Source organism: Micromonospora sp. CNZ303, from assembly GCF_004345505.1.
The window spans coordinates 649,309-663,256 of the sequence record NZ_SLVT01000001.1 but is presented as its reverse complement, the minus strand read 5'-3'; the positions used below and the strand labels follow the sequence as shown (position 1 = coordinate 663,256).

11 protein-coding genes are annotated in these 13,948 nt (G+C 72.8%); 5 read left to right on the top strand and 6 right to left on the bottom strand.

The annotated features are described in order from the left end of the window. Nucleotides 1-88: 88 nt before the first annotated feature. On the bottom strand, nucleotides 89-1,288 hold the full coding sequence (locus tag EV374_RS03165; protein ID WP_132231262.1) for an acetyl-CoA C-acetyltransferase: 1,200 nt from the start codon (nucleotides 1,286-1,288) through the stop codon (nucleotides 89-91). Between the two features lie 61 nt (nucleotides 1,289-1,349). Between EV374_RS03165 and mce the strand changes: the two genes are divergently transcribed. The 5 genes from mce (at nucleotide 1,350) to EV374_RS03140 (ending at nucleotide 9,101) form a co-directional block, all read left to right on the top strand. Then, nucleotides 1,350-1,823, top strand: coding sequence for a methylmalonyl-CoA epimerase (gene mce / locus EV374_RS03160; protein WP_132231260.1), 474 nt, complete (start codon nucleotides 1,350-1,352; stop codon nucleotides 1,821-1,823). A gap of 347 nt (nucleotides 1,824-2,170) precedes the next feature. Beyond that, on the top strand, nucleotides 2,171-3,526 hold the full coding sequence (ccrA, locus tag EV374_RS03155; protein ID WP_132231258.1) for a crotonyl-CoA carboxylase/reductase: 1,356 nt from the start codon (nucleotides 2,171-2,173) through the stop codon (nucleotides 3,524-3,526). Between the two features lie 310 nt (nucleotides 3,527-3,836). Next, nucleotides 3,837-5,099 (top strand): coiled-coil domain-containing protein, encoded by a 1,263-nt coding sequence (locus EV374_RS03150; protein WP_132231256.1) that lies wholly within the window; start codon nucleotides 3,837-3,839, stop codon nucleotides 5,097-5,099. A gap of 185 nt (nucleotides 5,100-5,284) precedes the next feature. Further along, complete coding sequence (locus tag EV374_RS03145; RefSeq protein WP_132231254.1) at nucleotides 5,285-7,588, top strand: hypothetical protein; 2,304 nt, start codon at nucleotides 5,285-5,287, stop codon at nucleotides 7,586-7,588. 226 nt (nucleotides 7,589-7,814) lie between these two features. Then, on the top strand, nucleotides 7,815-9,101 hold the full coding sequence (locus EV374_RS03140; protein ID WP_486485540.1) for an AI-2E family transporter: 1,287 nt from the start codon (nucleotides 7,815-7,817) through the stop codon (nucleotides 9,099-9,101). Nucleotides 9,102-9,111: 10 nt separating this feature from the next. Here the strand turns inward: EV374_RS03140 and EV374_RS03135 are convergent, their stop codons facing one another. The 5 genes from EV374_RS03135 to EV374_RS03115 form a co-directional block, all read right to left on the bottom strand. Beyond that, nucleotides 9,112-9,921 (bottom strand): alpha/beta hydrolase family protein, encoded by an 810-nt coding sequence (locus EV374_RS03135; protein ID WP_132231252.1) that lies wholly within the window; start codon nucleotides 9,919-9,921, stop codon nucleotides 9,112-9,114. Nucleotides 9,922-9,987: 66 nt separating this feature from the next. After that, the gene (locus tag EV374_RS03130) at nucleotides 9,988-10,314 is read right to left on the bottom strand and encodes a hypothetical protein (protein ID WP_172896372.1); all 327 of its coding nucleotides are present in this window, start codon (nucleotides 10,312-10,314) and stop codon (nucleotides 9,988-9,990) included. Between the two features lie 66 nt (nucleotides 10,315-10,380). Next, a complete protein-coding gene (locus tag EV374_RS03125) occupies nucleotides 10,381-11,433 on the bottom strand; it encodes a hypothetical protein (protein WP_132231250.1) in 1,053 nt (350 codons plus the stop codon). Further along, the gene (locus EV374_RS03120; RefSeq protein WP_132231248.1) at nucleotides 11,430-11,924 is read right to left on the bottom strand and encodes a SigE family RNA polymerase sigma factor; all 495 of its coding nucleotides are present in this window, start codon (nucleotides 11,922-11,924) and stop codon (nucleotides 11,430-11,432) included. Before EV374_RS03120 ends, EV374_RS03125 begins: the two co-directional genes overlap by 4 nt. Nucleotides 11,925-11,964: 40 nt before the next feature. Next, complete coding sequence (locus EV374_RS03115; protein ID WP_132231246.1) at nucleotides 11,965-13,752, bottom strand: 3-hydroxybutyryl-CoA dehydrogenase; 1,788 nt, start codon at nucleotides 13,750-13,752, stop codon at nucleotides 11,965-11,967. Nucleotides 13,753-13,948 lie beyond the last annotated feature (196 nt).

The window sequence follows — 13,948 nt, the reverse complement described above, 5'->3', positions numbered from 1 at the left end:
TGCGGCGCACCGGGGGTGCGCCCGCCGCCGGGACGTTGTCGACGATCTCGCTCACTGTGCTGCCTCTACGGGATCGGCCGGCCGGCGGTCAGTGACCGCTCTCGCCGGGGGCCGGGACGTGGATGATCAGCGCGTCGCCCTGGCCGCCGCCGCCGCAGAGCGCCGCGGCGCCCGTGCCGCCGCCCCGGCGCTTGAGCTCCAGCGCGAGGGTGAGCACCAGCCGGGCGCCGGACATGCCGATCGGGTGGCCCAGCGCGATCGCCCCGCCGTTGACGTTGACCTTGTCCGGGCTGATCCCGAGGTCACGGGTGGACTGGATGCCCACCTGGGCGAACGCCTCGTTGATCTCGATGAGGTCCAGGTCCTCGATGCCGAGGCCGCCCTTCTTGAGGGCGTGCTGGATCGCGTTGGACGGCTGCGAGTGCAGGGAGTTGTCCGGGCCCGCGACGTTGCCGTGCGCGCCGATCTCGGCCAGCCAGGACAGCCCCAGCTCCTTGGCCTTGGCCTTGCTCATGACGACCACCGCGGCGGCGCCGTCGGAGATCGGCGAGGCGCTGCCGGCGGTGATGGTGCCGTCCTTGGCGAACGCCGGGCGCAGCTTCGCCAGCGACTCGACGGTGGTGTCCGGGCGGATCCCCTCGTCCTCGCTGATCACCAGCGGGTCGCCCTTGCGCTGCGGGATGACCACCGGGGTGATCTCGTCGGCGAAGTGGCCGTTCTTCTGCGCGGCGGCGGCCCGCTGGTGGCTGGTCGCGGCGAACGCGTCCTGCTCCTCGCGGGAGATGCCGTGCCGCCCGTTGTGCCGCTCCGTGGACTCGCCCATCGCGCAGCTGTCCCAGGCGTCGGTGAGCCCGTCGAGCGCCATGTGGTCCTTGACCACCACGTCGCCGTACTTGTAGCCGCCGCGCTGGCCGAGCAGCAGGTGCGGGGCGTTGGTCATGGACTCCATGCCGCCGGCGACGACGACGTCGAACTCGCCGGCGCGGATCAGCTGGTCGGCCAGGGCGATCGCGTCCAGGCCGGAGAGGCAGACCTTGTTGACGGTCAGCGCCGGCACGGACATCGGGATGCCGGCCTCGACCGCCGCCTGGCGGGCCGGGATCTGTCCGGCGCCGGCCTGGAGCACCTGCCCCATGATCACGTACTGGACCTGCTCGGGGGCGACGCCGGCCCGCTCGAGCGCCGCCTTGATCGCGATGCCGCCGAGCCTGGTCGCGGGGAGGTCCTTGAGGTTGCCCAGCAGGCGCCCCATCGGGGTCCGCGCGCCGCTGACGATCACCGAAGCCATGCCTGCCTCCGAGGGGGTGCCGACCTGTACGCCTTAACGATTGTTCGGTCAGACTAGCGCCATGGCTGAGAACTCCCCCGTCGAGACCGCTGCCGACTATGTCACAGACATCGGCCTGCGCCGCATCGACCACGTCGGGGTCGCCGTCGCCGACCTGGACGCCGCGATCGACTTCTACCAGCGCACCTTCGGGATGCGCTGCGTGCACACCGAGGTGAACGCCGAGCAGGGCGTACGCGAGGCGATGCTGGCCGTCGGCCCGGACGCCGCGGGCGGCTGCGTGCAGTTGCTCGCCCCGCTGACCCCGGAGTCGACCATCGCCAAGTTCCTCGACAAGAAGGGCCCGGGCGTGCAGCAGGTGGCGTACACCGTCGAGGACATCGACGCCGCCTGCGCGAAGCTGCGCGAGCGGGGCGTGAAGCTGCTCTACGACACCCCGAAGCGCGGCACCGCCAACTCGCGGGTCAACTTCGTCCACCCGAAGGACGCCGGCGGGGTGCTGGTCGAACTCGTCGAGCCCGCCGGCGGGCACTGATCCCCCACCTCCGGCTCCCGCCGACCGGGCGGGGGCCGGAGGCCACTCCTCCGACTGACGGGAAAGGGGCCGGAGGCCGCTCCCCGGCTGGTGGGAGAGGGGCCGGAGGCCCCTGCGAGCACGCTGGTGCGTGGTTCCACCGCCGCCCGGGCACCTCCACGCATCGGCCAATGCAGTTTTTCACAGAGGACTTCCGGCCCTACCTACTGTTCAGTAACGTCCCGCCCCACAGGAGCGCGGCCGGTACCGGATGTGTCGGATGCCGACATGGTGGTGGGCCGCACCGACGCCGACGATGGCAGCACCCAGGCCCGCGTGGGCGGGGTGCGGACGAACGGGAGGTCGACGTGCAGGACATCCTCGAAGCGATCATGGCGGCGGAGGGATCCGACCAACCCGCACGGGAGCTCGCCGGGATCGCCGGCCTGCCGGTACCCGAGACGTACCGCGGCGTGGTGGTGCGCGCCGACGAGACCCGGATGTTCGACGGCCTGGCCACCCGGGACAAGGACCCGCGCAAGGCGCTGCACGTGCAGGAGGTGCCGACGCCGGAGCTGGGCCCGGGCGAGGCGCTGGTCGCGGTGATGGCGAGCGCGATCAACTACAACACGGTCTGGACCAGCATCTTCGAGCCGCTGCCGACCTTCAAGTTCCTCCAGCGCTACGGCCGGCTCTCCGAGCTGACCCGCCGGCACGACCTGCCGTACCACGTGGTGGGCTCCGACGCCGCCGGCGTGGTGCTGCGCACCGGGCCCGGGGTGACGAAGTGGAAGGCCGGCGACGAGGTCGTCGCGCACTGCCTCTCCGTGGAGCTGGAGGACGCGGCCGGGCACGACGACACCATGCTGGATCCGCAGCAGCGGATCTGGGGCTTCGAGACCAACTTCGGCGGCCTGGCCGAGCTGTGCGTGGTCAAGGCCAACCAGCTGATGCCCAAGCCGCGCCACCTGAGCTGGGAGGAGGCGGCCAGCCCGGGGCTGGTCAACTCGACGGCGTACCGGCAGCTGGTGTCGCACCACGGGGCGAACATGAAGCAGGGCGACGTGGTGCTGATCTGGGGCGCCTCCGGCGGCCTCGGCGGCTACGCCACCCAGATGGCGCTCAACGGCGGCGCGATCCCGGTCTGCGTCGTCTCCTCGCCGGAGAAGGCGGAGCTGTGCCGGAAGATGGGCGCCGAGCTGGTGATCGACCGCACCGCCGAGGGCTTCCGCTTCTGGAAGGACGAGCAGACCCAGGACCAGGACGAGTGGCGTCGCTTCGGCGAGCGCATCCGCGAGCTGACCGGCGGCGACGACCCGGACATCGTCTTCGAGCACCCCGGCCGGGAGACCTTCGGCGCCAGCGTCTACGTGGCCAAGAAGGGCGGCACCATCGTCACCTGCGCCTCCACCAGCGGCTACCTGCACCAGTACGACAACCGCTACCTGTGGATGCACCTGAAGCGGATCATCGGCAGCCACTTCGCCAACTACCGCGAGGCGTGGGAGGCCAACCGGCTCGTGGCGCTGGGCAAGGTCCACCCCACCGTGTCGAGGACCTACGCGCTGGAGCAGACCGGCCAGGCCGCGTACGAGGTGCACCGCAACGCGCACCAGGGCAAGGTCGGCGTCCGCTGCCTGGCCCCGACGGACGGCCTCGGCGTACGCGACCGCGAGCTGCGCTCCCGGCACGAGGACGCGATCAACCGGTTCCGCGGCCACTGACCCGAGGGACGAGGCGCCGTCGACCATTGCGGTGAACGGCGATTGCCTTTCCGCCTAGTGCCGGACGCTCATTCGAGCGATGCCGACCATGACGCGACAAAGGGCCGCGGGGTACTCCTGCGGCCCTTTTCCATGTCACGCTCCGTGCCCTCTCCCCTGTCACGCTCCGTGCCGTCCGACCCGCCCGGGACCTGCCAAGATCGGCGATCCGCCCGGTCCTCGGGGGACCCGCAGTTGACCATGTAATGAGGACACGAAAGCTCGGCACCGCTCTTGCGAAGCACCCTGGGGGGTCTGCGAGTATGTCCCAATGCCCCAGCAGTCCTCCCCTCTTGCGTTCTTCGATAACGCGAACTCGCAGCCCGATTTCACCGTTGGCCTGCGCGGCTACAACACCCATCAGGTCGATGACTTCATCGGCCGGATGACGGCCGCGCTGACCCAGTCCGAGCAGGCCCGCGCCGAGGCCGAGCAGCGGATGAACGACGCCCAGCGACGGCTCCGCCAGGCCGAGCAGCGGATGAGCGCGCTGGAGCAGAAGCTCGCCGACACCAACAAGCAGCTCGAGGAGAACAGCCGGCCCACCCTCTCCGGTCTCGGCACCCGCGTCGAGCAGATCCTGCGGCTGGCCGAGGAGCAGGCCAACGACCACCGCAACGAGGCCAAGCGCGAGTCGGAGGGCATCCTCTCCGCCGCCCGCCTCGAGGCGCGCGAGATCACCGACAAGGCACGCGCCGAGGCGGCGGCCATGAAGGCCAACGCCGAGCGGGAGGCGGGCAGCGTCCGCACCGCCGCCGAGCGCGAGGCCGCCGAGGTCCGCGTCCAGGCCCGGCGCGAGGCCGACACGCTGCGCGCCGACGCCGACCGGGAGACCAAGCAGCTGCGCACGGTCACCGCCCACGAGGTCGCCGAGCTGAAGTCCACCGTCGAGCGCGAGGTCGCCACCCTGCGGGCCACCGCCGAGCGTGAGATCACCCAGCAGCGGGCGAAGGCGGCCCGCGAGGCCGAGGAGAAGCGCGCCGAGGCGACCAAGCTGCTCACCGACGCCCGCGACAAGCGCGACAAGGACCTCCAGGCCCTGGAGCTCCAGCTGGCCGAGCGCCGGGAGAAGGCCGAGCGCGAGGAGTCCGAGCGGCACGCCGCGCAGGTGGCCCAGACCCAGAAGCTGGTCAGCGAGGCCGAGCAGCGGGCCCACGCCGCGCAGGAGCGGGCCAAGGAGATCGAGCAGCGCGCCGAGGCCCGCCGGGTCGAGTCGGAGCGCACCGCCAACGAGACGGTCGACAAGGCCAAGGCGCTGGCCGACAAGACGCTCACCGAGGCGAAGGCCGAGTCGAAGCGCCTGCTCACCGAGGCGCGCACCGAGGCCGAGCTGACCACGCAGGCGGCCCGCCGCGAGGTCGAGGACCTCACCCGACAGAAGGACGCCGTCACCTCGCAGCTCGGCCAGATGCTCTCCGGCCTCGCCGGCATCGTGCCGGGCGTGCCCGCCACGCCGCCAGCCGCGCCGGCCAAGCCGGAGGCGAAGAAGGCCGACAACGCCGACGAGCGGGTGGCCGCGGAGACCGCCAACTGACCCGACCGACCCACCCGACCGGGGCATGATTCCACGGCGCGGGGTGACACCGGGTGACCGGTGCGCCCCGCGCCGTACGCTTTTTCCCGCCGAGCGAATTGCCCGGGCGTGTCGGCAGTGAAGTAGGTCCTATCCGGGGCGTCCGTATCGCCCCAGCCGGACTGGAGGCGTGTGAGGATGGGGGCATGTCGCACGGCGAGGAACTGTTCGCTCTCGGCGGGGATGTGACCACGGAGCCCAGCTTCGAGTCCGCTCTGCGGGGGTACGAGAAACGACAGGTCGACCGGTACGTCGCTCGCGCGGAGCACGAGATCGCGGCCCTGGCGGCCGAGCGGGAACAGGCCTACACACAGATCCACAAGCTGGCCGGCCAGGTCGAGGTCCTCCAACGTGACCTCGCCCAGGCGCGCAAGTCGTCCGGGGCGCTGGAGAACGTCTCCTACCGGCACCTGGGCCCGCGGGTGGAGCAGATCCTCACCATCGCCGAGGAGCAGGCCGACGCGATCCTGGCCTCCGCCAACGAGGAGATCGAGGCTCGCCGGGCCGCCGCCGAGCACATCGTCGACGAGGCCCGCGAGCAGGCCGCCACCGCGCTCAAGGATTTCGAGATCGCGCTGGCCGCCCGCCGGACGGAGGAGGAGCGGCACACCGCGGCCCGCAAGGCCGAGGCGGACGCCGCCGTCCGGACCGCCAAGGACGAGGCCGCCCGGCTGCGCAAGGCCGCCCAGGAGGCGCTCGCGAAGGCCCAACAGGAGGCCACCCAGCTGCGGGACGCGGCCAAGGAGATCCACCAGCGGGCGCAGCAGGAGGCGACCAAGCTGCGCGAGGCCGCCAAGGAGGTGCACGCCAAGGCCCAGCAGGAGGCCACCCAGCTGCGCGAGGCCGCCAAGGAGGTGCACGCCAAGGCCCAGCAGGAGTCCAAGCGCCTGGTCGACCAGGCCACCGAGGCGGGCCGGGCCACCCACGCCAAGGCGCAGCGGGACGCCAAGCAGATCATCGATGACTCCGCGAGCGCCAGCCGGGCCACCCGCGAGAAGGCCCGCCAGGAGGCCGAGCGGCTCACCACCCAGGCGGCCGAGACGGCCAAGCGCAACCGCGCCGAGACCGAGGCGTACGTGCAGCGGATGCGCAGCGAGACCGAGGCGTACGTGCAGCACGCCCGGGCCCAGACGCAGCAGGAGCTGGGCGCCTGGCGGGCCGGGGTCGAGCAGGAGGTCAACAGCCGGCGCGAGGCCGCGGACCGCGAGCTGACCCAGCGCCGCGCGGCTGCCGAGCAGGAGTTCACCAAGCGCCGCGACGAGCTGGAGAAGCAGTACAAGACCCGGCTCGCCGAGCTGGAGAAGCAGCACACGAGCCGGCACGACGAGCTGGAGTCCGGCTTCGAGTCGCGCCGCGCCACGCTGGAGGCGGAGCACACCGCCCGGAAGAACGAGATCGAGCAGGGTGCCGCCGCCGTCCGCCAGGCCGCCGAGCAGGACGCGCTGACGATGCGCCGGCAGGCCGAGGAGGAGGCCGCGGCGCTGCTCGGCCGGGCCGAGTCGGAGGCGGCCGACAAGCGCCGCAAGGCCGACGAGCACGTGGCGACGTCGCGGCGGCAGTTCGAGGAGTACGCGGCCACGACGCAGCAGCATCTGGCGACGACCCAGCAGCACCTCGCCGCCACGCAGCAGGAGGCCGCCGCCAGCCGTCAGCAGCTCGCCCAGGTGATGCTGGAGATCGCCCAGGCCCAGCAGGAGCTGGCCGACCTGCGGCAGGAGACCTGGAAGTCCCGGCAGGAGTCCGACGAGCTCCAGCGGCAGGTGGCGGAGCTGCGGTTGGGTCGGCTCGCCGCGGCCGACCTGCCGGGCGGTACGGACGGCGCCGCCGCCCCGGTGGTGGCGGACGGCAAGCCGGCCACGGCGAACGGCGGCAGGCCCCGCCCCGACACGGACAAGCCCTCGGCCGACAAGACCCCGACGGGCGCGGGCACGGACAAGGCGGACAGGATTCCGGCGGGCGCGGGCGCGGCCACGGCGGGTGCGACGGGCGCGGGCACGGACCCGACGGAAGCGGCCCCGACTGAGGCGGGCACGGCCCCGGTGGGAGCGGGCACGGCGGGCAGAACCCCAGCGGGTGCGAGCTCCGCGGACAAGGCCCCGGTCGCGGGCGGGGCGACGGGCCCCGCCGCGCCCCCGTCCTCCCCGGACGGGAAGCCCGCCGCCGGCAAGGTGGAGCCGGAGGACGCCGGCCAGCCGGCGAAGGGCCGGATCGAGCCGGCCGACGCCGGGCAGCCGGCCAACGGCAAGGCCACCGTGACCACCGTCGACGGGGGTACGGCCAGTGCCGGCGTGGACGGGGAGCCGACCGTGGCGGCGGTGCCCGGCGAGGGAGGTCGGGGCGCCACCCCGACCAAGATCACCAGCACCGGCGAGAACGGCAAGCGCCCGGCGAAGCCGACCACCGACGAGCGCAGCGCCAAGCCGAGCAAGGTCGTCGTCGAAAAGGACTGACCCCTGCCCGCTCCACCGCCCGACAACCCGGGTCGTCGGGCAGATCTTGGCAGGATCGGGCCCCCATAGGGGCTCTGCCGTACCAAGATCTCAGGACTTCGGTCCTGCCCACACCCGGAGGGTGCGTGGAGGGGTCGCGTTGGCTGGTCCCGGTGGCACGGCTCGGGCGGGTGGCACGGTCGGGGCTGCGGCGTACGCTCCCGGGTGGGATTCGCCGACGTGAGCCATGGGTCGGGCCGTCCCACGGGTATCGATCCAGGGAGGTCCGATGGCGGACGACGGACCGATGGCGTCGAGCGGCGACCGGGAGCCCGACCGCGCCCCGGCACCGGGCGACAGGAACCGGAAGCCGGAGCACTCCACCGCGCCCGAACACGCCGACCGGCCGACAGGCACCACGGGCACGAAAGACACGACGGGCACCACGGGCACGACGGGCGACCGCGAGCAGGCGGAGAACGGGTCGAGCCGGTTCGGTACGCCGGGGCGGCCGCTTAAGCGCAGCAGCTTCCTGGTCGGCTTCACCGGAGCGGCCGGGGTGCTGCTCGCGTACGCCCTCTATCTGGGCCTGCGCAACGCCGCCGGCATCCTGGTCCTGGTGGTCATCGCGCTCTTCCTGGCCGTCGGCCTGCACCCCGCGGTGGTCCGGTTGCGGTCCTGGGGGCTGCCGCACGGGCTCGCCGTGGCGGTGGTCGCGCTGACGGTCGTGCTGCTGCTCTGCGGTGGCCTGTTCGCCCTGGTGCCGCCGATCGTCACGCAGACCGGGCAGTTCATCGACCAACTGCCGAGCTACCTGGAGTCGTTGCGCCGCAACGAGACGGTCAACGACCTGGTGGAGCGGTACGACCTGATGGAGCGGGTGCAGAGCGCGGCGAACGCGGACACGGTCGGTCAGGCCCTCGGCGGGGTGCTCGGTGGCGCCCAACTGATCTTCGGCACGGTCTTCCGGGGGCTGACCGTGCTGGTGTTGACCATCTACTTCCTGGCCTACTTCGACCGGCTCCGCGACCTGGGCTACTCGCTGGTGCCCCGCTCGCGCCGGGAGCGGGTACGGCTGATCGGGGACGAGATCCTGACCAAGGTGGGCGCGTACATGGTCGGCGCGCTCAGCATCGCGGTGCTGGCCGGGGTGTCCACCTTCGTCTTCGCGTTGATCGTCGACCTGCCGTACCCGTTCGCGCTGGCCGTGGTGGTCGCGGTGACGGACCTCATCCCGCAGATCGGCGCGACCCTCGGCGCGGTGATCGTCAGCCTGGTCGGGTTCGCCACGGACCTGCCGGTCGGCATCGCCTGTGCGGTGTTCTTCCTGATCTACCAGCAGGTGGAGAACTACCTGATCTATCCGAAGATCATGCGCCGGTCGGTGTCGGTCAACGAGGTGGCCGCCCTGGTGGCCGCCCTGCTCGGGGTCTCCCTGCTGGGCGTGGTGGGCGCGCTGATCGCGATCCCGGCGGTGGCCGCGCTCCAGCTCATCCTGCGGGAGGTGGTCCTGCCCCGGCAGGAGTCCCGCTGACCCGGTCGGGTCAGCCGGCCTGGCCGGCGGGCGGGCCGGGCACCGGGCGGTCCGCGAAGGAGGCCACCGTGCGGTCGGCGTACGCGCTGACGTCGCCGGTCTCCATCGGGCCGTCCCAGGTGGTCGGCAGCGGCACGGCGGCGGCCGGGTTGACCCGGCGGACCACCTCGTCCAGCACGGTCTCGGCGTCGCCGACCCAGAGGTGCTTCGCCCCGGGCACCCCGACCACCTCGGCCTGCGGCACCGCCGCGAAGCGCTCCCGGGCCTCGTCGGGGCGCAGGTAGTCGTCGAACTCGGGCACCAGCGCGGTCAGCGGCTTGCCGGACTCCGTCCAGTGCTCCAGGTCGGCCGGGGCGGAGAAGCGCAGCGGCGGGGAGAGCAGGATCGCCCCGACGACGGCCGGGTCGCAGCCGTACTTGAGGGCCAGGTCCGTGCCGAACGACCAGCCGAGCAGCCAGACGTTCGGCAGCTCGTGGAACTCGGCGTACTCGATGGCGGCGGCGACGTCGAAGCGCTCGCCGACCGCGTTGTCGAAGGCCCCCTCGCTGGTGCCGCGCATGCTGCTGGTCCCCCGCGTGTTGAAGCGGAGCACCGCCAGGTCGGCCAGGGCCGGCAGCCGCCACGCCGCCTTGCGGAACACGTGGCTGTCCATCATCCCGCCGTGCGTCGGCAGCGGGTGCAGGCAGACGAGGGTGCCCACCGGCGCACGGTCCAGCGGCCGGGCCAACTCGCCGACCAGCCGCAGATCGTCCGCGGTGTGCAGCTCGATGTCCTCGCGGTGCCCGGGCAGGATGGAGGACGCGCGGATCGGTGTGCTCACCCCACCAGTCTCGCCGGTGCGGCCGGGAACCGCCGGGCGGGGCGGAAACAGCGTGATCCAGATCGCTCAGCCGTAGCGGGGAGCACCGCGACCGCGCTGGACGACCGGCCCGCGCCGGTCCCGGGCCCGCCAGCACCCGCTGTGCCAGTGCCGCCGGTCGGTCAGGTCGCCCCGCCCGTCCGCCGGCCACGCCACCAGGTGCGCCACCCCGGGCCGGATCTCCTGGTCACAGCCCGGACAGCGGTACGTCTTGGTGGAGGCGCCGCCGCTGATGCCGCGTACCTGCCAGTCGCCGTCGCGCCACTGCTGCACCGAGGCGACGCCCTGCCGGGCCCGGTCGGAGTCGAGGTGCGCGGCGTCATCGCGGCGGGGTCGGTTGCGACGGGGGCTCACGCTTGCCAAGCGTACGGTCCGGCGGCGAGACCGGCCCGCGGGTGGGCGGGGCGGCCCCGCCGCTGGTCAGTCCCAGGTCCGCGGGTCACCGGGATCGGCGGCCACCTGCGCCCCGCCCAGCAGGACAGCGGCGTCCGCCTCGGTGAAGTCCCCGTGCGACCAGCTGAAATCGACTATCAGGTGGGCCTTCGGGATGCCGAGCAGCTCCAACTGGTCGCCCCGCGGGTAGAGGTAGGCGGCCCGGCCCCCGATCGTCCGGTTGCCCGCAGTACGGCCGGTGACCATCGAGCGCGCGTAGTCGAACGCGACACGCGTCTGCGCTTCCCCGGGCCCGTACACCACCAGCGACACGTGCAAGGTGGCGGGGAAGGAGCCCGCGTCGACGGTGCACTGGTCCAGCCGGGCACCGGCGGGCAGCGCGGTCAGCCGCACCGGCGCGACGCAGCGGCGCGCCTCGCCCAAGCGGATGGCGCCGACCGCCACCTCGATCTCCTGGGCGGTCACGGCGGAAACGGTGGCCCGGGCGTACAGGCCGGGGGCCGGTTGCCAGAGCCGGATCCAGGTGGGCGTGGCGCCGCCCTCCCGGTGCGGGCGGTCGGTGCCGTCGAAGGCCGCCCCGCCCGTCTTCCCGGTGGCCCCCGGCGGCAGCCCTTCGACCGGGTGCTCCCGCAGCACGACGGCGGAACGGGCCAGCTCGACGGTCACCGGCCGGCCGCCGCCGACGTCGACGCGGGCGCTCTCCACGCCGGATCCGACGTGCCAGCCCAGGTAGCGGGCGCGGGCCGGGTCGAATCCGAAGTGCAGTACCTGCGGATCCGTGCCGACCAGGTCGGGCCGGGCGGCCGCGCCGGGGACGTTCTCCAGCCGGGGCGGCGCGGCGGTGGCGGCGTGCGGCGCGGCGGCGTCCGGCGGGCGTACCCGCTCCGGCAGGCCGGCGCCGGTGGCGACGGTGAACCCGAGCACCGCCGCCACGCCCAGCGCGGCGCCCGCGCCGGCCCGGCGACGACGGCGGCGGACCCGTCCCCCGGCGACGGCACGGGCGGCGAGCCGGTCGGTGTCGACCGTTCCCCCGGCGCGTTCCCGCAGCGTCCGTACGATCCGTTCGTCGAGGTCGGTCACAGCTGGCTCCCGTTCGTCGCCGGGACGCCGTGGCGCTCCCGGAGGTTCTTGAGCGCACGCATGGCATGGGTGCGGACGGTGACCGGCGAGCAGCCGAGGATCTGGGCGATGGTCGCGTCGTCGAGGTCCTCGTAGTAGCGCAGCACGAGCACCGCCCGCTGGCGGTCCGGCAGCCCGAGGATGAGCCGCCACATGGCGTCCCGGTCGGCCGTCTCGCCGCCGAGGTCGCCGTGCTGGGGCCGTTCCGCGAAGTCGGCGGTGGCCAGCTCCCGGTTCGTCCGCCGACGCCACCAGGAGTTGTTGGCGTTGACCAGCATCCGGCGCACGTACACGTCCGGCCGGTCCACCCGGGCGATCCTCCGCCAGTGCACGTAGGCGCGGGTCAGGACGTCCTGGGTGAGGTCCTCGGCCCGGTGCTCGTCGCCCGTCAGCAGCCGGGCCAGCCGCATCAGGGCGGGGCCTCGGCTGCCGACGTACTCCTCGAAGGTCACACCATGCAGACGCCGTCACCGGCGGGCGGTGTTGACCGGGTCAGCGACGGGTGTGGTCGCGGAAGCCCCGGCCGCTCTTGCGCCCCAGGTAGCCGGCCGTGACGAGGTGCTCCAGCAGCGGCGCGGGCGCGAAGCCCGGCTCCCGCAGCTCCAGGTAGAGCTCCCGCTGGATGGCCAGCGAGACGTCCAGGCCGACCACGTCGAGCAGCTCGAACGGGCCCATCGGGTAGCCGCAGCCCAGCTTCATGGCGTGGTCGATGTCGTCGGCGGTGGAGTAGCTCGCCTCCAGCATCTTCACGGCGTCGTTGAGGTACGGGAAGAGCAGCGCGTTGACGATGAAGCCGGACCGGTCGCCGCAGACCACGCCCGTCTTGCCCAGCGCGGCGCAGACCGCGCGGGCGGTGGCGGTGGTCTCCGTCGAGGTGCGGATGGTCTCCACGACCTCCACCAGCGGCATGAGCGGCGCCGGGTTGAAGAAGTGCAGCCCGATCACGTCGGCGGGCCGCTGGGTGGCCATCGCGACGTCGATCACCGGCAGTGATGAGGTGGTGGTGGCGAGCACGACGCCCGGCTTGCAGATCTCGTCGAGGCTGGCGAAGAGGGCCTTCTTGACGCTCAGCTCCTCGACCACGGCCTCGACGACGAGGTCGACGTCGGCGAGGTGGTCCAGGGTGGCCGACCAGTTGATCCGGCCGAGCGCCGCGTCCCGGTCCGCCTCGCTGAGCTTGCCGCGCACCACGCCCTTGTTGAGCGAGGTCCTGACCGCCTCGAAGACCTTGGCGGACTTCTCCGCGCCCCGGGTCACCGAGACGACCTCGTAGCCGGCCTTCGCGAAGACCTCGATGATGCCGGTGGCCATCGTCCCGGACCCGACGACGCCGACCTTCGCGATCGCGGCGGCGCCGGCGAGCGCGGCCTCCGCCGCCACGGGCGTCTGCTCGTCGGGTACGACGACCGGGGAACCCGGCCGCTCGTAGGTGTAGAAGCCCCGGCCGGACTTGCGGCCGAGCAGCCCGGCGGTGACCATCTGCTTGATCAGCGGCACCGGGGCGTGCCGGCGGTCCCGCCCACCGCGCCGGTACATGGTGTCGAGGATCTCGTACGCGGTGTCCAGGCCGATCAGGTCCATCAGCGCCAGCGGGCCCATGGGCAGGCCGCAGCCGAGCTTCATGGCCGCGTCGATGTCCTCGCGGGTGGCGTAGTGCGCCTCGAACATCCCGACGGCGTGGTTGAGGTAGCCGAAGAGCAGCGCGTTGGCGATGAAGCCGGCCCGGTCGCTGATGGTGACGTCGACCTTGCCGAGCCGCTTGCAGAGCGCCTCCACGTCGGCGACCACGTCGGCGGAGGTGACCACCGTCCGGACCACCTCGACCAGCTTCATCACCGGGGCGGGATTGAAGAAGTGGATGCCGATCACCTGGTTGGGACGGCTGGTGGCGACGGAGATCTCGGTGACGCTCAGCGACGAGGTGTTGGTGGCCAGGATCGCCTCGGGCTTGCAGACCCGGTCCAGCTCGGCGAAGATCCGCTGCTTGAGGTCCAGGTGCTCGGGCACCGCCTCGATGACCAGGTCCACCGTGTGCAGCGCGTCCAGCCCGACGGCGAACCGTACGCGGCTCAGCAGCGCGTCCCGGTCGGCCTCGGCGAGCTTGCCCTTGGCCACGGCCCGGTCCGTCGACCCGGTGAGGATGGCCCGGCCGCGTTCCAGCGCGTCCTCGGAGACCTCCACCGCGACGACGTCGACCCCGTTGCGCGCGAATACCTCGACGATGCCGGCACCCATGGTGCCCAGACCCACAACGCCCACGCTGGTGAAATCACGCGCCACGACCAGCCTCCTCGATGCTCCGCACAGCCGCGTTAACGACCATTAAGGTTATGCGCGCGAGTCTGCCACGTGACGTTGCGTTGTCGAGGCGCCGTGGGAAATTTCACGAGCCCAGCGGGGCTGCGCGCGCCGTCCGGCCGGGCGGGTCGGGCCGCGGTCGGTCGGGCTCACCCGTCGGTCAGCACCGTGTCGGTCA